We start from the raw sequence: 21,626 nt of genomic DNA on the forward strand, positions 1-21,626 counted from the left end.
TTATTGAAGGGAGAACTTGAAGATGACAAATATTACTGAACTAAAAGAACTAACTCATTATATAGATGGAAAAATGATTGCTGGTAAAAGTGGTCGTTTCCAAGAAGTATTCAATCCTGCGACAGGCGAAGTGATCGCCAAAGTTCCATTAGCTTCTGTAGAAGAAGTAAAATATGCCATTAAAAAAGCAGAAGCTGCCTTCCCTGCTTGGCGTGACCTTTCAGTTGCTAAACGCGCAGAAATTGTAATGGCATTCCGAAACTTGCTAACAGAAAATAAGGATAAAGTAATCGAATTAATTTGTACGGAAAGCGGAAAAACAGAAGAAGATGCATTGGGCGAAATTACTCGAGGTATTGAATCAGTAGATTTAGCAATTAATGCTCCCCACTTGATGAAAGGAGAATATTCAGTAAATGTTGGCGGACAAATTAATGCTTACTCTGCTAAATACCCTCTTGGAGTAGTTGCAGCAATCTCTCCATTCAACTTTCCAATTATGGTGCCGCTAGCACAAACTTGCATGGCAGTAGCAGTTGGAAATGCAGTAATTTTGAAAGCTTCTGAGCGTGTGCCTATGACAGCTTTATATATAAGTGAGTTATGGACTAAAGCTGGTCTCCCAGATGGAATTTGGACAGTAATCAATGGAGATAAAGAAGCAGTAAACGAATTGCTTGAAAACCCAGTCGTACAGGCAATTTCATTCGTTGGTTCTACACCTGTCGCACGTTATATTTATGAAACAAGCGCTAAGTATGGCAAACGAGTTGTTGCTTTAGGTGGTGGCAAAAATAATATGGTAGTCATGCCAGACGCCGACTTAGAACAAGTAGCTAACGCCTTCATAAGTGCTGGCTATGGAGCTGCCTCCCAACGATGTATGGCAATTTCAACATTAATGCCTGTAGGACAAGAAACAGCTGATCGTTTAGTAGAAATTTTAGAAGAAAAGATTAATAGATTAAAAGTCGGAGCTTACACTCAAGGTGCCGACTATGGACCAGTCATTTCGCAGCAAGCGAAAGAGACGATCCTAAAAGCAATTGATCGCAGTGAACAAGAAGGCGCAAAAATCGTATGTGATGGCCGTAATAAAGACATTACTAAAAATAGCAAGGGCTTCTTTCTAGCCCCGACTTTACTAGACCATGTTAAACCAGGTATGGAAATTTATGATGAAGAAGTATTCGGCCCTGTACGTAATATTGTACGCGTTGATTCATTAGAAGAAGCAATTAGATTAATCAACCAGCATGAATTAGGAAATGGCGTAACGATTTTTACAAACAATGGTTTAGCCGCTAGGAAATTTACCACTGAAATTGACGTCGGTATGGTCGGTGTAAATGTACCAATTCCAATACCTGTAGGTTACCATAACTTCGCTGGTTTTAAAGGCTCAAAATTTGGCGACGGGCAAATGTTTGGTCCTGATCAAGCGCGCTTCTATACGAAGACGAAGATGATTTCGGAGCGTTGGTTGACTCCTAGTGAGAATAGTAGTTTATCATTTGCGTTTCCTAGTAATAAGTAATTATTTGAATAGATGCGGTCCCAGTTATTTAATTGGGATCGCGTCTTTTTGTGTTTGAGTTATGAAAATCGTAAATTACTATCTGCCCTATTAGTTTGAACAGCTAATAGTCCATTTACATTCTAATAGTCCAGCTATACCGTGTGCAAACAATTTCTCTACTCTACTCCCCCCCAACTATCTTCCTCAAACGGTTTCCTTCACGATCTCAATTCCTAAATAATTTGCTTTTTTAAAAAAGAATAATTATAATGCTCCACAATTTCTAGTACTTTTCTAACATCTATTTCTATTAATTGTTTGACTAATTCACTATTTTTCAAATCCTCTATCGTTTCATTTACAGCTTTTTCCCTTTATTCATCTGTTCAACTATATCCCTATGAACTCTATCTTGAATTGACATTAATCGTATCCAATTCAGAAAATTTGTATTATTTTGCTATTTTCCATTGATTTGTGTTAATAAAAAGATATAATTATTTTGAAAACAATTTGTGCAAACGCTTGCAATAAATTAGCATTACCTACATACATATTTTTACTGCATCGTTTGTATAATCGTTTTCCTAATTTAGAAAGAGAAAGGGGTTTTTTCATGAGGAGAAAACAGAGATCAATATTATCGCTTGTTACTGTATTAGGATTAGTTCTCCAGATGTTTCCGGGATTTTTTACAAACGGAACTGTAAAAGCAGCAGAAACGACAGCTAGACAAGTTGTACTTGTAGGAAGCCTTCAAAAGTTGTTAGGAAATTCAGGTGATTGGGACCCATCTTCAAAACAAACAGAAATGGTGTATAAAGGTAATGGTCTCTATACATTTACTGGTACTTTACCAGCTGGAGAATATGAGTACAAAATCGCCATTGGTGGAAACTGGTCAGAAAATTACGGTGAAGGCGGAAATCCTGGCGGCAACAACATTAAACTAACACTATCCGAACAAAAGGATGTCACTTTCTATTATAATGATAACACTCATTCAATTACTGACAGCACTCATTACACTCCAATAGCGGACGAAAGACAACCACGCCTTGTTGGAACAATCCAGCCTGCTATTAATGCAGGGCCAGCTTGGAGCCCAGCAGACTCAACAGCCTTTTTAAAAGATGATAATTTCAAAAATATCTATTCCTTTACTACAAAAGTGCCAAGTGGTACTTACGAATACAAGATTGTACTAGGAAAAGATTGGACAGAGTCCTACCCTACTTCCAATCTAAAGTTAACTGTACTCTCTGAATCTACTATTACATTTTTCTTTAATAACCAAACAAAAGAAGTTTATACAGATTATAAACCAGCAGGATCTGATGGCTTAATTGATCAGAATGCCCTCTATCATGATTCATGGGATCAAGTATACAAAAAGCCATTTGGGGCCGTTCCAGAAAAGACACCTGTCACCTTCAGGATATCAGCTAAAAAAGGCGATTTAACAAGCGCGAGCCTTTATGTAAAAAACTATAATTCAGGTACAACAAAGGTTTTGACTATGAAGAATGTAGGTTGGTCAAACACAAAAGACAAAGGTGACCTTGAATACTGGGAGGCTACGTTTACTCCGACGGACAAAGCTGTTCATGGGTATAAATTCATTGTCAGAGACCAAGATACAACGGCAGAATATGGAGAAGACACACAAGAAGGTCATACTGGAAAAGCAGTAGATAAAAATGCAAGCCTTTTCCAACTGACAGTATATGACCCTAACTATCAAACCCCAGATTGGATGAAAGAAGCTGTCGTTTATCAAATCTTTCCGGATCGATTTTTTAACGGAAACAAGACAAATGACAATGTAAAGGACAAGGTTGGAGCTCGTGGTAATCAACCAATCGAACATCCCCCTTCTTGGACAAGCTTACCAGATAATCCTTATGAACAAGGAAATGGATCATATACTGGAGACGGTGAGTTTAGTAATGACTTTTATGGAGGCGACATTGCTGGAATCAAAGCTAAGCTTGATTACCTTCAATCACTGGGAGTCAACACACTCTATTTAAATCCGATTGCTCTTGCACCATCCAACCATAAATATGATGCAACAGATTACAAATTAGTGGATCCAATGTTTGGCTCAGAAAAAGAATTTAAAGACTTCACAAAAGAATTAGCAAAACGTAATATGCATTTAATTTTAGACGGTGTTTTTAACCACGTCTCAGATGATTCAATCTATTTTGACCGCTATAACAAATATAAAACAGTTGGTGCATATGAGTACTGGTCTCGTATTTATGATTTTATGAATAATGAAAAACTGTCAGAGGCTACTGCCAAAGAGAAAGCGAAAAAGCAATTTATCTCCGAAGGCCAATCCTTTAGCCCGTACGGTTTTGAAAATTGGTTCCATATTGAAAATGTTAAAGTGCCTAATGAAAAAGTCAACGGTGTTTCAAATGGAGAACATTATAAGTATGAAGGTTGGTGGGGCTATGACAGTCTCCCAGTATTTGAATCAAAAGAAGGTTCAAAGGTGGATCACCCTAGCGAACTTAACAACACTGAATTTGCTAACTATATAATGTATGATAAGGATTCTGTAAGCAAATCATGGATTGATCGCGGTTCTTCTGGCTGGCGTTTAGATGTAGCGAATGAAGTAGACAGCTCATTTTGGCAGGAATTTCGAAAAGAAATTAAATCCAAGAAGATGACAGGCGCAGGTCAAACTCTTCAAAAAGATGAAAAACCACTTATTTTAGGAGAAATTTGGGATGACGCTTCCAAATACTTTTTAGGAGATCAATATGATTCCGTAATGAATTATCGTTTCCGCGGTGCCATACTAGATTATTTAAAGAATGGTAATGCAGAAAATGCACAAAACTCCCTTCTTGCTGTTCAAGAGGATTATCCAAAGGAAGCTTTTTATGCTCTCATGAATCTAATGGGATCTCATGATACTGCACGAGCTATCTTCCTACTAGGCAACGGAACAGATACTTACAATCGAGCTGAACAAGATCCAAACTATAATTACAATGAAGGTGTGAAACGATTAAAGCTCGCCTCTATCCTTCAAATGGGTTATCCTGGTGCACCGACCATTTATTATGGAGATGAAGCGGGTCAAACAGGATCAAAAGATCCAGATGATCGCCGTACGTATCCATGGGGAAATGAAAACCAAGATTTGATTAAACATTATCAAACGATTGGTCAAATTCGAAGTAAAAATTCCGATCTATTTAGTCACGGAGATCTTCACCATATTTATGCTAAAAACGATGTATTAGCTTACGTTCGTACTAAAGGAACAAAATCAGCCCTCATCATCATCAACAGAGGGAAAACTGCACAAACTGTTGAAGTTGACACTAAAACGCTGATTGCGAACGGAATTCGTCTAGAAGACCAATTGGATAAAAAATATGTTGCTACAGTGAAGGATGGCAAGTTAACATTGAGCGTTCCTGCTGAATCAGGAAGAATGTTAATATCCAATAATGACGTAAAAAATCCACAGTCAGTTAAAAATGTAATTGGTACAATAGGCTCTAAACAAATTACTTTAAGCTGGACAGGAACTGGCACAAAATTCAATGTTTATCAATCTACTATTGCTGGCGGATTATGGACAAAAGTGAAAGAAACTACGAACACTTCTGTAAACATTTCAGATTTAAATAATGGTCGTAACTACTATTTTTCTGTAACTGCTGTAGATGCTAACGGGAACGAATCTGAACCTGCAGTCTCAGTAGGTCTCGTACCTCATTACGATGTTAGCAAAGCTAGCGTGGCCAACATGACAGCCTTAGCTAATCAGGAGCTGAATTTAGCGCTTGATTCTACTGTTAAAGCAACTTTTTACTTGCAAGGTGCAACAGAAACAGGTCCAGCTGAAGGAGTTACAGCCGAGCTTCAAGTAAGAATGAAAGGCCAGACTGCTTGGGAATCATACCAAACTCTATATAATGGTCAGTCTCAGGAAAATCAAGCTAATGAGTTTCAAGGTAGCTTCACACCATTAGAGGCTGGCATATATGAATACAGAATGGCCTTCACACCTGATTTAGGTAATACATGGGTATACTCTGAAACAAAAGAAGTGAATTATACACGTAGCACTTTAGATACTACGCCCCCTGCTAGTAAGGTCACCTTGGAGACACCAATTAAAGAGTCTGGTCAAGTTAACTTGAACTGGAAACTTACGCAGCCAGATCAGCCATATAAAGCAGTCATTTATCGTGACGGTCATTTACTTACTTCAGTAATTGGGGACACTACTACCTTCCGTGATTATCAGGTCACAAACGGTACAGCATATAACTACCAAATCCGTGTCTTTGATCAAGCAGGGAACTATGTGGATTCAAATAGTGTAAGTGTTACACCAGATATTGTCATGGTACAAGTCACATTTATGGTACATGCACCAGATGACACACCATTGTCAGCACAAATGAATATACCTAACAGCTTAAATGGTTGGAATACAGGTGCATGGTCAATGAGCCGAAATGGCGCTGTTACACCAGATTGGGAATATACAGTTGAGCTTGAAGAAGGAACTGAAATTACCTACAAATATACGAGAGACAACACATGGGATCACGAAGGATTAGCAGACCATACACCATCTGATCCATCAGACGATGATATCAGTTACTATGGTTACGGTGCGACTGGAACTGATATGAAAATAGTTGTTTCAAACCAAGGTGGCAACAAAATGAATGTCCAAGATACGATTCTACGCTGGATTGATAAGCCACTTGTAGTTAGCCAAATTGATGTAAATGGTTCAACTTTAACTGTCAAAGGGAATGCTATTAAAGGAGCTAACCTCACGATCAACGGGGAAAAAGTAACTGTCGATAATGAGATGAAATTCACTCAATCTATTAATTTAAAAGAAGGTCAAACACAAGTACCAGTACACATTGAACCAACTGATCCAACCAAATCCACGATTTTTAAAGGTGATGGTGGTTCGATTAATAAAAACACAAAAAACTATGTGATTGATGTTGTTAATAAAACGATTAGTGAGTCTAAATAATTAGAATTAAAGAAGGTCTACCGATTTTGGTAGACCTTCAATTTATTTAACCGTGATTTTTCGTTGTACAGTAGTTTTGTTACCTGTTTTATCAGCAACTACATACTTTAATGTATAAGTACCTTTTTTCTTTGTATTTACAGTTCCCGTAATTTTAATCACTTTTGTTAAATCTCCGTCAACATTATCTTTTGCAGTAACGCCTGCTCTTGAATTGAAATTAGACTTTACTTTAATTGTTTTCGGCAATGCACCATTAATGACTGGTTTAATATTATCTTTCACAGTGATTTTTCTTGTAAGTACCATTCTATTACCGGAATAATCAGTAACCGTATATGTTAATGTGTATGTTCCGATTTTCTTTGTATTTACTGTTCCTGTTACTTTGATAAGCTTTGTTAAAGATCCATCCACATTATCTGTAGCAGTTACACCTGTTAATGGATTGAAATTAGTATTGATATTAATAGTTTTGTTAACTGCACCGTAAATGACAGGTTTAATATTATCAATCACCGTGATTGTTCTTTCAACTGTTATTTTATTTACAGCCTTATCACTAACCGTGTATGTGAGTGTGTAAGTACCTTTTTTCTTAGTATCTACAATACCTGCTATTTTAATGGATTTAGTCAAATCACCATCTACATTATCTACAGCAGATACTCCAGCCATTGAATCAAACTGTGAATTAATATTTAATTTCTTATCTGCCGTGCCATATATAACTGGTTTTGTTGAATCGATTACAGTGATTTTTCTGATAGATGTTGCTGTATTTCCTGCATCATCTGTTGCAGAGTAAACTAATTGATATTCTCCTGGTTTTTGGTTATCCACTGAACCAGATACTTGAATTTTAGAAGTTAAATCGCCATCTACATTATCTGTTACAGTAACGCCTGATTTTGAATCAAATGATGAACCGACTTGTATACTTGTATCTGCAGCACCTGAGAATATTGGTTTTGTTTTATCAAGTGTAAACTTAATTGTTGTTGTGTTACTTTCTTCATCTTGTACAACTAATGTGTATTTTCCTTCATTGGTAACTGTAGAACCGTTTTTGAAAACTGTTCCATTTAATAAAGCAGTACCTTCATCATAAGTAATCGTTACGTCTTCATTGTAAAACGCATTATTTTTAACCCCAGATACAATTGGATCAACGAAATCTTTCTTTTTCGTTAGATAGGCAGATGAAATGTAACCTGATAATGTTCCATCAGTAGATTTAACAGGGAACCAAACATAGTGCTTTTGGTTATAGTCTGTACTATCTAGTTTAGTGTATTCAAAATCTCCATCAATAATAAACGTCTTATTTAAAGGTTGTCCTTCCCCTACTGAATCTCTAGTAGGCTGCTTCCTTAAATTCGCACCATCTTTGGTTACTTTTACAATGTCACCTTTTTTCAGTAAATAAACTGATTCATGAAGCTCATCCGATAAAACATAGTCAAATTTGTTAAACTTAAAACCTGTACTAAAATCAGTTTTGTATTCAAAATCATTATACTCAAATGGATACTGAGCTAATTTTGTATTATTATAAAAACTTTGATCTTCAATTCTACTAAAAACTTTATCTTGATATGTAGTAGTATTTCTGGATCCATTGCTACGGAATATCGGGCTGTTCGATGGAACTATGCCATTATACGCCATTACTGGAAAATACCAGTTCTCAATGATTCCTCTTCCAGCACCTTCTATCCTAGGAATTCTAGGAATACTATTAGGATTTTGTAATGAATATTTTGCATTCAAAATATTCACACCTTGCTCAATATTATAAATAATATCAGTTTGAATTCTTTCTGGGTTTGGAACTTCATCAGTAACTTGCATAATACCATACCCCTTATGCTTATCACCTTCTGAACCATTAGAAATTACATTACCATTACCATCAAACTGTCTCCAACCTGATTCTTGCTCAGCCACGGCTTTTACAACTTCAGGTGGTATTTCCCTGCTTAATGCTGCGTTTGTTAGTAAACAATTAATTTGTTGATAAGGTGGATTTTTACCTTCCACAATTTCACCACACTTTGTTGCCCAATCCATTTCATCTGCTGAAGCTTTTCCAGCAACTAATCCAACTGAAAGTGTTGTTAATAAACCTACTTTTAATAAGATTGACTTCAAGTCCCGACTCCCCAATCGATTTAAATAATGAACTATTAATCTAGTGTATCATAGATAATATTTAAAATTGTTACACAATTAATCTAGCAAAAAAAAATGACTCGGATAACTGAGTCATTTTTTTGTTTTAGTTATTGTATAACATACTTTTGTGAAACCCACTTTAGTTTCCTTCATTAAATATAAGATAAGTGTATAGTCAGAGAAATTTCAAATTTTTTTAACTGGGACTTGAATTTCAAACATCACTTCATTCGGATTATCTGTTACGGTAATATCCACCACCATGATCTGCAATGCGCCACCAATAATACGATAGCCTGTTTCATGAAGGTATGTAAATAATTTATTTAAGCTTTTACTGCGATTCCTTAATAATTCCCCATTATAGCGGATGCATGCAAATAACCCTTCAGGAATCATTTTCAGATACTCTTTTTGTATTTTTTCATCCTTTTTCGCTACAACAAATATCACTGAGGGCTCTTCAAACCGTTTATCCTTAATGTCATCTTCTTCGATGATAATGCCCAAACGATTACTTGCGAGAATGGGTGCCTTCTCTGTTAGCATGGTTTCCAACCGGATAATACTGTAACAAAGTTCCAAATTACTATTAATTTTTTCATTTAAAGTAATTAACTTTCTACTTTTTATTTCGCGAAAGATAATCTCTTGAAATGCTTCTTTTCTTGAAATATTGTCTAAATAGGCTATTTTTTCTTTGATGTTTACTTCTATCTCGGTTAATTCCTTTAGTTTCGAAACAAGTTCAGCATGTTTGGCTTTAAGAATCTCACTTGATTTCTTAAAATTTCGTTGATTGAAATACTGTTTAATTTCATCTGTGCTCATCCCAATTTGACGAAGCTCTTTGATGGTTCCAAGGATCTCGTACTGAAAAATGGAGTAGTATCGGTATCCTGTTTCGGGATCAACAAATTTCGGTTTAAATAAATCAATTCGGTCATAATGACGCAAAGCCTCTGTCGTCATTCCTCTTAACTTGGCTATCTCACTTATCGTTAACCTTTCTTTCATAAAAACACCACCGTTTCCGAGAGTTAGAATAGAAGAAAAATGCTAAAACAAATTCTATTGACTTTTGTGTAACACAAAGCTTTACTATGATTATACACAATATTCAGATTAATCCGAATGAATAAATAAGGGTGGTGATAAAAATAGAAGATTTTTTGTTTAGTAGAGAACCCCAAGTATAACCTCATTGACCTCTGTAAGATTGAAAAGAAACAATGTTTAGAGCTAAAAGACCCTATTAAATTCGTAAAGGAGATATGGAACTTGGCTGAAAAAATAACGCTTAGAAGATCACTTACATTGTTTCACGTTGTTTTTTTAGGTTTAGCATGGAATAATCCGATGGTTTTCTTTAACACTTATGGCATTGCAGCGAATAGTTCTAAGGGAGTGCTGGCGGGTGCGTATGCAATTGCATTTATGGCGATTGTTTTTACTGCATTAAGCTATGGAAAGATGGCAAAGGCTCACCCGGTTTCAGGCTCAGCTTATACTTATACTCAGAGGTCGATGAATTCCGAAACCGGCTTTATGATTGGCTGGACCATTTTATTAGATTATTTACTGACACCGATGATTACCTGTCTTATGTCCGCTGTATTTTTAACATCGCAATTTCCACAAGTTCCATTTTGGCTTTGGATTGTAATCCTAAATATCGGCATTACGATCATTAGTTATATTGGTATAAACGTTTCAGCAAATACAAGCAAGATTTTTGTGATCGCCCAAATCCTTTTTATAATTGTCTTTGCATTCTTAACGATAAAAAGCGTCTTAAACGGAATGGGTACAGGTACACTTTTAGCAGTTGAACCTTTCTTTAAATCAAATGTTTCAACTTCTGTTCTCCTGTCTGGAGCTTCCATTCTCTGTTTCAGCTTTCTAGGATTTGATTCTGTTACAACATTGTCTGAGGAAACCATTAATCCTGAAAAAACGATCCCTAAAGCAATTTTTGTCATGATGGTGATTATGGGTTTAATCTATATTGGTTCCTCCTATCTGGCTCAGATTGTCTTTCCTGGATATGCCTTCAAAAACACTGATTCTGCGGCGCTAGAGCTTGTAAAAATGGTTGGTGGCAATTTATTTAGCTCTTTATTCATAACGGTTATGATAATTGGTAATTTTACTTCAGGTGTTTCCTCTGTTACAAGCGTATCTCGAGTGCTATATGTAATGGGACGCGATTCTGTTTTACCTAAAAAGACATTTGGATACATACATCCACGATTTAGAACACCAACTGCTAATATTCTTATTGTTAGTTTAATTTCTATGTTAGGGACTGTCCTAAGCCTTGATACAGCGATCACTTTTATAAATTTCGGAGCTCTTATTGCATTTACTTTTGTCAATCTTTCTGTAATCGCTCACTATTATATTAAAAATTGTAAGCGTTCTCCCAAAGGGACTATTCAGTACTTAATTTTTCCTTTAATTGGGGCAGGATTCATCTTATGGCTATGGTCCTATTTGAATATAAATGCGTTAATTTTAGGGGTCAGCTGGATGGCAGTTGGGTTTTTATATCTGACTTTCTTGACAAAATTCTTCCGTCAACGTCTTCGAAAACTACATTTTGATGAAGTGAATGATGAATTTATGTTAATGGAAGGTAAAGAGAAAAATATTCCAGTCCATTCATAATAGTATGTAGTAGGAAAAGGAAGCGAATAAAATAAAAAACTGGATTTCCCATTTGTGTTTAAGGAATCTAGTATCCAAAGGACTCCTCAAAATTTGTGGAGTTCCTTTTACTTTTACTCATTAAAACAAAGTACCATAGGGCTCTAAAACAGGCTAAAATGATAAACTTGAGTACAAAGTAGCATTTGTAGTAAATCATTATGAAATAGAGCGTTCAGGATTGGGGTGTTTTGAGTGAATATTTTAATAAATTACAGGACAATTATTTACGCTAACTCGATAACAATGTGATTAAGTTATGAGAAAGTAACGGTCGTAACGGTCCACCTTGTATCCCCAGTAAAACCAATTTATTTATGGCGTTTATGAACACTTCCTCATACACGTTAGGGCACTAATTTAAACCATTTTCCTAAGACGCTGACAGAACAACATCCGTTTGTTCGATTCCTACAATGTGAAAGTTTGATTTCCATAACTTTATTAGGGCTGAAGCAGCGCGTAAAACCAAGCAAAGTTTGCTTGTGCTCCTGAGTGAAGCTGAACAGAACTTCCTTTTTTGCATGCAAAAAGGACAGGCAAGGGTAGTTTTTCCCCTTCACTGTCCTTTTAGCTAGAACTTTCTCCCCTTTTGGTGACGAAACGAATCCGTTTAAAATAGCATTTCGTTCTTCTCTTTTCCGTATATTTTATTCCCTTTTATCTCTTTTTCCTTTAATACATAGCTGAGTAAGTCTAGTACAATACGGGCTGCTACTTGTCCGGTCATGCCAGTAGGATCATATTGCGGAGCAACTTCTACTAAATCAAAACCGATGACCTCTCCTCTTTTGGAAATCCCTTCAAGCAATTCATTAACCTCATCGTAGAGGAGACCACCTGGAGAAGGCGTTCCTGTTCCAGGTGCAATGGATGGATCGATACCGTCAATATCAATTGTTACATAATATTTTTCGCCGGCAGGAACTAGATCCAGCACTTCCTTAAGTCCCATCTTTCTCATCTGCCGCGGCGATAGGATCACGCTGCCATACGATCTTGCTGCTTCGACGTCTTCTTTTTTGCTGCTGCTGATTCCGCGAATGCCAAATTGAAATATTTTCTGAACATGATCTAGTTCTGATAAGCGGCGAATGCAATTTCCATGACCATACCGCATTCCAGAGCGATGGTCTGCCCAGTCTAAATGGGCATCAATTTGAATCACATGAAACGGACCTATATCTTCTAGTCCCTTTCCGACTGCTGCTGTGATAGAATGATCACCGCCTAATACAACCGGCATAGCACCTTTAGAAATGATTTTTCGGATAGCTTCTTCTGTATTCTCATGGCATTGCATAATATCCCCGTGTACCATGTCTACATCACCGCAATCGGCGACTTTCCATTCTGGCCCAAGGTACATAATGTCGTTTTCAATGTCATAAGCACCATCCAGACCGAAACTATATAATGTAGAGCCTTCGCGAATTCCTCTAGGGCCCATTCTTGCTCCTGATTTCCATTGTGTACCCATGTCATTAGGCACCCCGATGACCGCCACATCTGCATCAAGCTCATCCAGGTTCGCACATATTGGATATTTTCCAAAAGTACAAATGCCTGTAAAAGGTAAATTTAATACCTGCTTTTCATCCCGATTAGACATTCATGCTACCTCCTTCCAAATTTTTATCCTCGCTTCTTTATGAAATATTTTCTGCCGGATGACCATTTCTTAACTGAGGATTTTACATTTTGCTTCGATCCATTTTACACATTAATTTAATTTTTAATAAAAGTGGTGTTTTTAACCTCATAAGTTTTTTGAAATAAGTTCAGATAATCTTTCTCTGTCAAATCTCTTGAATTGGCCTGAGTACACAAATGTTTATAGGCTCCTTCCGCTAGGAAAGGGAAGTCTTCGGGATTTACATTCCCTAAATCTTGGAAGCTAGGGATACCAATTTTATTTGCCAGCCCTTTTAACAACGCAACACCCTCGTATGCAGTTTCTTCCATTGTTTTTCCTTCTGGATTTGCCCCAAGTTTGATTGCTACCATAGCGTGCTTTTCTGGATTGGATGGAATATTAAATTCAAATACATGTGGAAGAAAAATAGAATTCGCTACACCATGTGGAGTATCATAAAGTCCTCCGAGTGGTTCAGCCATCGCATGTACTGCCCCAAGATCCGTGTTATCAAAGGCGATTCCCGCAACTAAACTGCCCAATAGCATATTTTTCCTAGCTTCTAAATCGTGGCCATTTTCAACTGCTAATGGAAGATATTTTGCTATTAATTCTATTGCATATAGTCCTAAAGCATCTGATAGTGGTTGTGCAACTTTGCAGGTATAAGCTTCGATTGCATGTGTGAGTGCATCCATTCCTGTAGCGGCTGTAATTGATTTAGGCAATGTTAGCGTCAATTCAGGGTCGACAAGTGCTAGTTTAGGAGCGATTTTCAAATCTAGTATCGCCTCCTTCTGTTTCGTCACGGTATCGGTAATGACAGAACCTCTTGTAACTTCACTACCGGTGCCTGAAGTTGTGGGAATACAAATTAATGGTGGAATTTCACGTTCCAGTAAATTTACGCCGTAACGTTCTCTTAGCTCTCCTCCGTTTGTAAGTAGTGTTCCAATTGCTTTGGCTGTATCCATCGAACTTCCGCCACCGAGACCAATTAAAAGATCAATGTTCTCGTTTTTAAACTGTTGATAAGCACTCTCGCAATCTACATCTTTTGGATTTGGAGCTATTTTATCGTAAACAATATAATTGACACCTTCTTGATCTAATGACTGTGTGATTTTATCCAAGATTCCTGTTTGTGCAAGACCTTTATCGGTAATAATAAGGGCTTTATTTCCACCTAATTCTTTAGCTCTTTTCCCAATATTCTTTACTGTTCCATTCCCAAACTCTATAGAAGTAGGCAGATTAAAATGAAAATCCCATAACATAATAAATTCCTCCTCGTTTTTTTGAATATTCAGAATTTATAACTGATTTTTTTCCTCGATTTAATGGCTAAACCATTCAGTTGGCTTAACATCTAAATTTATATTAATTTGTTTTACTTCAGTAAACGTATCTAAGCCAAAGGTTCCTAACCCGCGTCCAATCCCGCTCTGCTTGTAACCTCCCCACGGTGCTTCATTATAGGCAAGGTTATATGCATTAACATAGGTAATTCCGGCTCTTACTTTTTTAATAACCCTCAAAGCTTTTGCGCCATCTTGTGAAAAAACACCTGCAGCAAGACCGTATGAAGTATCATTTGCCAGTTGGATGGCTTCCTCTTCATCTTTAAACTTTTGAACGACAAGAACTGGCCCAAAAATTTCTTCCTGAACAATTCTCATGTCAGGTTTAGTATCAACAAATATTGCTGGCTCAATGAAGTAACCATTTTCAAGCCCTTCGCTAGAAATACGGTTTCCACCACAAGCTAATGTTGCTCCTTCGTCTACCCCAATTTGAATATATTCAAGAATCTTCTTCATATGGTCTTCACTTACAAGCGGTCCCATTTCTGTAGAAGAATCATCCCCAGGGCCAACCTGAATCTTTTTCGCTCTTTCTACCAATCTAGCAATAAACTTATCATGGATGCTCTCTTCTAACAGCAAACGGGATCCTGCATTACATACTTGGCCGGTATTTGTAAAAATTCCATTCAGAGTATAATCAATGGCTGTCTCAAAATCAGCGTCTGCAAAAACAATATTTGGTGACTTGCCGCCTAACTCGAGTGAAATGTTTTTAATATTTCCTGTTGCAGAATTCATAATGCTTCTACCCGTTGCTGTACTACCTGTAAAAGATATCAGATCTACCTTTTGACTTTCCGCTATTTCATTTCCTACTGTTGAACCACCTCCCAAAACTAGGTTTACAACACCAGCTGGTATTCCAACTTCTTCCATGATTTCAAATAATTTGTAAGTAGTGACTGGAGTGATTTCAGCAGGTTTAAAAACAAGCGTATTTCCCGCAGCAAGCGCAGGGGCTATTTTCCAAGCTCCCGTCAACAATGGAAAATTCCATGGGGCAATAAGTCCGCATACACCGACAGGTTCCCGAATAACCATGGCTTGGACAGGATCGGCAACAGAATAGGTTTGACCATTTGGCTTAGTCACTAGCCCTGCATAATATCGAAAGCAATTCACGGTATCAGCAAGATCAAACTCTGATTCTTTAAGGGGTTTTCCCATATTCTCTGTTTCAAGTTTGCTTAGCTCTTCTGCCTTTTCTTCAATCTTATCTGCTATTTTAAATAAATAAGAAGCACGTTCAGATGCCGGTAATTCTGACCAAATTCCTGAGTCAAAAGCTGTTCGTGCTGCATTAATTGCCATTTGGGCCTCTTCTCTACTCCCGCGTGGAGACTCAGCCATGATTTTACCGTTTGCGGGATTCACAGCATGACTCTTTTCTCCGCTTATTGAATCCATCCATTCACCATTAATAAACATTTTCAACTTTAACATTTTGATAAACCTCCAATATGTTATTTTTACATTGCCTGTAGAGATAACCTCACAGTCGATGCCTAGGATATTATTTGAGATTAATAGATTATTTCATAAAGGTATAAGATAGGTTAAGCTTTTCCCCATCTTACCTTTGCTGAAAAGAATAGCCATAAACGTAATATCATACGCGTCTGCTAGTGCGCCATTCACTAGCGCTTACTTCTTCTTTAACCCCCTCCATATTAATAAATTTAATTATCAAATCATTTTGAAGATTTAGTATTTTTAGTGTAAACCTTGTTGTTACACAAAGGTCAATAAGTGTTTTTTATTTTTTTCATGAGATAATTCCTATGAAAATAAAGGGAAAATTCACCATTAGTGAAATGGTGAGAATAAGTGGGCTAACGAAGGTAATAAAGAAGAGCATAAAAGGCTTGATAAAAAAATAGGGAAAAGGCTTTAGGTGACTATGTTCGTCCCTTTTTCCTTTTCCCCTTTTCTATCAGTTTTCTCAGTCAGAATACTTATGCCAATAAAAAGAAGGTAACCTTCACACTAAATTGTACCCTTTGTAAAGAACGATAAAAAAAAGGGTATAATTTACAAGGGTTAGTTGCCTCCTTTTTCCTATTCTATTAATCCTAAAAAGTTTTTTCCAAGTATGTATTCCTTTTCGTTATCAGGAATTAAAAGGGATTCCACCCATCTTTTCTTGTCCGAATAGTCATATTCATTAAATGTCTTCATTCCATATGGTCCGTCACAGCCAAAAAGAACTTTACGGTAACCTAAAGCCTCTACCGCTTGTTTTACAATTGACGGATTAAGATAATCACTTGATGTATCAACATATACATTTGGTTGTTCCTTAACGTATTTCCATAGTTTTTTCCAAAATGGTAGACCAGCGTGAGCATAAATTAATTTAAGATTAGGGAATTTTTCAGGTAGATATTTATAGGAGTTAATCTCAGAAGAAAGATGAATAATCATGGGTACACCTTTTGATTCACATAGAGCAGCAACTGGTTCAAGAGCTTTAATACTATAACCATGCATAAATGGATGAGCCTTTACACCAATAAAACTAGGGTTTTTAAGATAGAAATCTATTTCTTCCATAAAATTAAGAATCATAGGGTTCACAGCTACCCAACCTAGAAAACGGTCTGGAAATTTAGCAATTGCAGTAGCCACGATATCGTTTTTCGGCTCGGTAAAAATCTTATATGTGTTACCATAAAGTTTCAAATAGCCATCTTTCACTAATCCATCATAAATTTTGTGCCCAATTTGAGGTGTATTAAGTATTAGAAAACGGAATAATCGCTGTATCTGATACTGAATGATACTATCCGATTCAAACATTGTTTCACTCATAGGGGGGATTAGAGCAGTTTTTGCTATATGATTTTTATCCATCTCCTCTATCATTTTTTCTAAAGTCAGCATGGATTCATCCACATGAAAATGGCAATCAATAATTATATAAATCTCCCCTCTTCTATTATTTTCAATGTATTGCTTTATCAACAGTGAAATCAATTTTTAGGATTGTTCACTTTTAACCTATTAATACTAGTATCAAATAAATGCTTTGGATAAAAATTTTTTTAAAATAAAGACTTCTATGCAGATCAAGAAATATTCTTACTTTATAGCTTTTCTCCATACTTGGAGAGTGCGGGTTAATCCTAATTTTTTCATGATTTCCTCCTAACATTAAATTATTCATATTTAATGTTAGCAAAATATTAGAAGGAAAAGTGTTCCATAAATGACATTTCTTTATACTTTTTTGGAATATCCATCAAACCATCCTATGGTATAATATAACAATTAATCTAACAGATTTAGAAGGTGTTTGTGATGACTTATTTAAGTAATTTGACCAAAAAAATAAAACCTTTTTTTATAGCTGTGATGATAGGTAGTCTTTTTATTATTAAACCTCAAAATATTGATTTGAAAATAATTTTAATGTGCATTTTAGGTGGTTCTCTTATATTAGAATCTTGTATTTTAAGTTACAAAAATAAAAAGGTGACTAATCGTATCGATTTGTTTTTTGGTTTGTTTTTAATTTTTTTTTCTATCTTTCAAAAAATAAATTAACGTTCATTTGTAAACTTCAAAAGCCCCAATATTGTATCAAGTTTTTCTTTCATTATAAAAGGTGTTACAGGATTATAAAGGCGAACTGAATTTCCTTTAATAACTTGTTTAACAGCATCTTCTACCTTCATAACTTCTTTTAATTCAATTACCTGTTCAAAACAATCTATATCTTTATCAATAAAGAGTCTAGAGCCACTTTCTCGATCCGTTATAAATTCATAATAGTACTAAAGCAAAATAGGGAAGGATTAAGGTGACTACAATATTCCCTACTTCCTTTCCCCTATTTTCTTTTGTCAATTGTCATTCTGATTTTGACAAAGGTTTATTATTTTAAAACTAGCTCAACCACGCACTCACATGTGTGGACTTTAATTGAAAAAACATTGAATGTTGGTGGGTTTACTAACATTCTTAAAAGCTTTTTATCTCCAGGTAACCTTCATACTAATCCATACCTTTTATTATATATTCGAAAAAGAGGCTATCTCCATAAATAATGAAAGCAGCCTCTTTCTCTTCGATATCCTTTACGTTTTTAATTATTTGCCGGAGAAGGTGCGCTGCTTTCAGGTTGCTTCAGCACTTCTTCTGGGCTGAGCGGTTGTTTATCCCCCGGATATGGTTGATCAAAGCCTTCTGTTGCGTACCAAACTGAATGATTCAGCATGTTGGCGTTGACTTCATCCGGAGAAGCATTTTTTCCGGTGAAAAGGTGCTTGTTCTTGTTAGACCATTCCGTCCATTTTTTTGAAAGTTCTTTTGATTCTGGTGTAACTTGTTCTGTATTGGCAAGTGCAGCCGTATTGGAGTTCGGCTGTCCGTTTAAAGTATCAAGCGGTATCTGGTTAGGCTCGAAGTTATATGGTGTAAAGTCAGGCTTGTCTGTAAAGAGTTCACTCATTGGTTCTGCAGCTGCATCATTTTGGTTCATGGCAGGGAGACCAAGAATTTGCTCGATACTTCTTACCATATTTATGACCGTCCAATAATGGCTGTCTGTAATACCTTTTTTCACCCATGGACTGATTACATGCGCAGGCTGACGATGACCATCGACATGGTCTAATCCATTCTGTGAATCATCTTGAGTAATGAAGATGACTGAGTCCTTCCAATAAGGACTATGTGAAATAAGGTCAACGATTTTACCAATAGCAAGATCATTATCCGCAACCATTGCCTGTGGTGTAGGAGAACCTGTTGCATTTCCTGCAGTATGGTCATCCATTACCCACAATGTGTTTAAGGCCGGTAAATCGTTATTTTTGACGTGTTCTTCAAACCTTTGCTTAAATATTTCATATCGATATTGATCTGGAATATTCGTATCAAAGGTTGGGAAAGGTTTATAGGTAATCGGTCCGAGAGATGGAATATCATATGTTGCCGAATAGTTTCCTATTGGTACATGAAGATCGCCCTCTTTCTGACCGGAAAGGATCTGATAATCTTTGTACCAGTCAGTCCAAGTTCCAAAAGGTGCTGATCCGGTGAAACCTGTTGTATCTTCGCCGAAGTTTTCTACAGATAAATTATTTTTTGCTGCTTGATCCCATAAGTGTCCTGTAGGTGCGTACGCCATAGGATCCCCGGCCCCCCCAGGATAGCTTCTAACATTAGCTGAATCTGTTTCTTTATCCTCATAGTCCGTGTTAGTTCCTTGCATTACCCATTGGTGTCCGCTTGCTGATTGAATACCTGAAGTATATACGTTATCAAGGAGCGGGAATGAACTCGCAAGTTTGTGAATGTTTGGAGTTACTGCTTTTGGGAACTGAGTTAAGGCTGGTTCTCCATTCCCTTTACCTAAATCTCCTAAAACCTGATCATAAGTGCGGTTTTCTTTAATAATATAGAATACATGTTTAATTGTTGAAGGCTCACCAACCCGCTCAGGCATAGCAACAGGTTTTTTATTTTGACGAGGTTTTGCGTTTAGGTTCTTTAAACCAAACCAGTTGTTGTCGGCAAAAACCTGCTTGGTTCCTTTTGCAAGATCCTCGGCAGATGGGAATGGGATTAATGAAAGAGAACCAATTTGGGCATATGACGATTTCCCGGTAACCTTAATTCCTTGAATCGTTAAATCACGTGCAGGTCCACGTGAACCAATACCATCCGCATTAGCAACGATTAACTTCTTATTTTCAGAATCAACAGCGATATCTACTGGAAACCAGGCTGTCGGCAAGAGTCCTTGTAGTTCAGGAGTCTTTTTAGGTCCTTGCCAATCGTATACTGCAATCGCATTATCCCGCCCAAGGCTTACCATTAATTTATTATCTACCACTTTCACAGCGTTAGGTGCTGATCCTTTAGCAGCATTAGGGTATGGTTTAATGTCTATTGTTTGTGCGACCGTATTAGTTTTGGAATCAATGACAGAAACCGTGTCGCTATTTGTATTTGCTACAAATATGTATTGGCCAGACTGCGTCATACGTTCAGGTTGCACACCAACTTCGATCGTTTTTATTACTTTATTCGTAGTCAAGTCAATAACAGATACTGTTCCTGTCGTCGTTGCTCCTGTTTTAGGATCCACAACCACTTTTGTCCCTGAAGAATCTACCGTTGTGTCCCCTTCTTTTGCGGCACGGCCCCCCTGGTTCGTTACATAAGCAAAGTTGTCTTTAACTAATACACCTGTAGGCGCATTTTCTACTGCTACTTTAGTTACAGACCCCGTTTGAGGATTAATAACTCCAAGGCTGTTATCACGATTTAGGGCAACTAGCAGCTTACCTTCTTGCGTAACCGCTATATCAAGTGGATTAATATTTCCGCCAACAGATGCTTTCGGCAGATTAATGCTTTTTGTGACAGATGGGGTTCCATCTTCACTAACTGACAAGACGACTACTTTTCCGGTTGTTCCTGATGAACCTGTTGCATATAACTGGCTACCATCCGCAGAATAAGCTAATCCCCACATTTGAGAGAGGCCAATAGATAAATCTTGAGTAGTTAATTTTCCGGTCGAAAGATCAACAATGTTAATTCCTTTTCCACCGTAATTATTGCGTCCAACGATAGTTGCTGCTGTCTTACCATTTGGATGTACAGCAACCGATATAGGGTTGCCCCCAAATTCAATTTGTTTTCCTGCTGGTGTGATGAGTTGATTGACAGGTGTTAATACAGAGCCGTCTGCCTGAGTGCCTACGAGCCTGTTTCCAAATGCATTATCATTTGCAGCATATGCACCGGCAGATCCTAACAATACCGTACTTAAGGCAACCCCAGCGATCAATTTTGTCTTATTTACTTTTTTCTTCATTAATTTTCACTCCTTTCTGAATCTTCTTAAAGAATACTCCTATTCTATTAATCTACTACTCCAATTTAGTAAATTTATATAAAGGTTATATTTAGTAGAGTTAAGTATTAATTAGTAAATTTTTCCTAAAAGAATAGGATAATTGAATAATCTACCACATCAAAACGTTGGTATATCAATATTGGAATTCCTTGTATGCTCAATCTCTCATCTAAACAAATTTACATAATTTAAATAAAATACAAGTAAATAACATAAATAATTACTTACTAGGAATTTGAACGGCCCCCTCTAATTGGGGACCTAGTAGAACAATTACTACTTAAAAGAAGTAGAAAGATAGA

General features: G+C 36.7%; 12 protein-coding genes. 4 read left to right on the plus strand and 8 right to left on the minus strand.

Going from position 1 to position 21,626, the window contains the following annotated elements; translation table 11 throughout:
* Positions 1 to 22: 22 nt before the first annotated feature.
* Entirely contained in the window at positions 23 to 1,537 is a 1,515-nt protein-coding gene (locus ACFWM3_RS07745; RefSeq protein ID WP_390310949.1) for a CoA-acylating methylmalonate-semialdehyde dehydrogenase, read from the plus strand.
* Between the two features lie 598 nt (positions 1,538 to 2,135).
* Positions 2,136 to 6,560: a pullulanase X25 domain-containing protein gene (locus ACFWM3_RS07750; protein WP_390310950.1), complete on the plus strand. Its 4,425-nt coding sequence runs from the start codon at positions 2,136 to 2,138 to the stop codon at positions 6,558 to 6,560.
* A gap of 42 nt (positions 6,561 to 6,602) precedes the next feature.
* Here the strand turns inward: ACFWM3_RS07750 and ACFWM3_RS07755 are convergent, their stop codons facing one another.
* Together ACFWM3_RS07755 and ACFWM3_RS07760 are read right to left on the minus strand one after the other, a co-directional pair.
* Complete coding sequence (locus ACFWM3_RS07755) at positions 6,603 to 8,714, minus strand: immunoglobulin-like domain-containing protein (RefSeq protein ID WP_390310951.1); 2,112 nt, start codon at positions 8,712 to 8,714, stop codon at positions 6,603 to 6,605.
* A 210-nt stretch (positions 8,715 to 8,924) separates the two neighbouring features.
* Positions 8,925 to 9,755: a MerR family transcriptional regulator gene (locus ACFWM3_RS07760; RefSeq protein ID WP_056467972.1), complete on the minus strand. Its 831-nt coding sequence runs from the start codon at positions 9,753 to 9,755 to the stop codon at positions 8,925 to 8,927.
* Positions 9,756 to 10,019: 264 nt separating this feature from the next.
* Between ACFWM3_RS07760 and ACFWM3_RS07765 the strand changes: the two genes are divergently transcribed.
* Positions 10,020 to 11,408, plus strand: a complete 1,389-nt coding sequence (locus ACFWM3_RS07765) for an APC family permease (RefSeq protein WP_390310952.1) — start codon at positions 10,020 to 10,022, stop codon at positions 11,406 to 11,408.
* A gap of 652 nt (positions 11,409 to 12,060) precedes the next feature.
* On the opposite strand, the gene speB is transcribed toward ACFWM3_RS07765, so the two are convergent.
* The 4 genes from speB to ACFWM3_RS07785 all read right to left on the minus strand — a co-directional run bounded on the left by speB (position 12,061) and on the right by ACFWM3_RS07785 (position 17,333).
* On the minus strand, positions 12,061 to 13,059 hold the full coding sequence (speB, locus tag ACFWM3_RS07770) for an agmatinase (RefSeq protein ID WP_390310953.1): 999 nt from the start codon (positions 13,057 to 13,059) through the stop codon (positions 12,061 to 12,063).
* A 116-nt stretch (positions 13,060 to 13,175) separates the two neighbouring features.
* Positions 13,176 to 14,360 (minus strand): iron-containing alcohol dehydrogenase, encoded by a 1,185-nt coding sequence (locus ACFWM3_RS07775; RefSeq protein WP_390310954.1) that lies wholly within the window; start codon positions 14,358 to 14,360, stop codon positions 13,176 to 13,178.
* 60 nt (positions 14,361 to 14,420) lie between these two features.
* On the minus strand, positions 14,421 to 15,893 hold the full coding sequence (locus ACFWM3_RS07780) for an aldehyde dehydrogenase family protein (RefSeq protein WP_056467956.1): 1,473 nt from the start codon (positions 15,891 to 15,893) through the stop codon (positions 14,421 to 14,423).
* 615 nt (positions 15,894 to 16,508) lie between these two features.
* A complete protein-coding gene (locus tag ACFWM3_RS07785) occupies positions 16,509 to 17,333 on the minus strand; it encodes an amidohydrolase family protein (protein ID WP_390310955.1) in 825 nt (274 codons plus the stop codon).
* A 417-nt stretch (positions 17,334 to 17,750) separates the two neighbouring features.
* Here ACFWM3_RS07785 and ACFWM3_RS07790 point away from each other — a divergent pair, with 417 nt between their 5' ends.
* Complete coding sequence (locus ACFWM3_RS07790) at positions 17,751 to 17,996, plus strand: hypothetical protein (RefSeq protein ID WP_056467943.1); 246 nt, start codon at positions 17,751 to 17,753, stop codon at positions 17,994 to 17,996.
* Here ACFWM3_RS07790 and ACFWM3_RS07795 read toward each other — a convergent pair.
* Both ACFWM3_RS07795 and ACFWM3_RS07800 read right to left on the minus strand, forming a co-directional pair.
* Entirely contained in the window at positions 17,993 to 18,127 is a 135-nt protein-coding gene (locus ACFWM3_RS07795; protein WP_390310956.1) for a hypothetical protein, read from the minus strand. The genes ACFWM3_RS07790 and ACFWM3_RS07795 overlap by 4 nt on opposite strands.
* A 410-nt stretch (positions 18,128 to 18,537) precedes the next feature.
* Positions 18,538 to 21,282 carry an alkaline phosphatase family protein gene (locus tag ACFWM3_RS07800; protein WP_390310957.1) on the minus strand — a complete coding sequence of 915 codons (2,745 nt, stop codon included), beginning with the start codon at positions 21,280 to 21,282 and terminating at the stop codon, positions 18,538 to 18,540.
* Between the last annotated feature and the right edge of the window lie 344 nt (positions 21,283 to 21,626).

Source organism: Gottfriedia sp. NPDC058432 (assembly GCF_042721555.1).
Classification (GTDB): domain Bacteria; phylum Bacillota; class Bacilli; order Bacillales; family Bacillaceae_G; genus Gottfriedia.

What these genes read in the sequence shown, in the direction of transcription:
- ACFWM3_RS07745 (WP_390310949.1), top strand. Translation starts at nt 23, where the DNA reads ATGACAAATATTACTGAACTAAAAGAACTAACTCATTATATAGATGGA.
- ACFWM3_RS07750 (WP_390310950.1), top strand. Translation starts at nt 2,136, where the DNA reads ATGAGGAGAAAACAGAGATCAATATTATCGCTTGTTACTGTATTAGGA.
- ACFWM3_RS07760 (WP_056467972.1), bottom strand. Translation starts at nt 9,755, where the DNA reads ATGAAAGAAAGGTTAACGATAAGTGAGATAGCCAAGTTAAGAGGAATG.
- speB (WP_390310953.1), bottom strand. Translation starts at nt 13,059, where the DNA reads ATGTCTAATCGGGATGAAAAGCAGGTATTAAATTTACCTTTTACAGGC.
- ACFWM3_RS07775 (WP_390310954.1), bottom strand. Translation starts at nt 14,360, where the DNA reads ATGTTATGGGATTTTCATTTTAATCTGCCTACTTCTATAGAGTTTGGG.
- ACFWM3_RS07780 (WP_056467956.1), bottom strand. Translation starts at nt 15,893, where the DNA reads ATGTTAAAGTTGAAAATGTTTATTAATGGTGAATGGATGGATTCAATA.
- ACFWM3_RS07785 (WP_390310955.1), bottom strand. Translation starts at nt 17,333, where the DNA reads ATGCTGACTTTAGAAAAAATGATAGAGGAGATGGATAAAAATCATATA.
- ACFWM3_RS07790 (WP_056467943.1), top strand. Translation starts at nt 17,751, where the DNA reads ATGACTTATTTAAGTAATTTGACCAAAAAAATAAAACCTTTTTTTATA.
- ACFWM3_RS07795 (WP_390310956.1), bottom strand. Translation starts at nt 18,127, where the DNA reads ATGAAGGTAGAAGATGCTGTTAAACAAGTTATTAAAGGAAATTCAGTT.
- ACFWM3_RS07800 (WP_390310957.1), bottom strand. Translation starts at nt 21,282, where the DNA reads ATGAAGAAAAAAGTAAATAAGACAAAATTGATCGCTGGGGTTGCCTTA.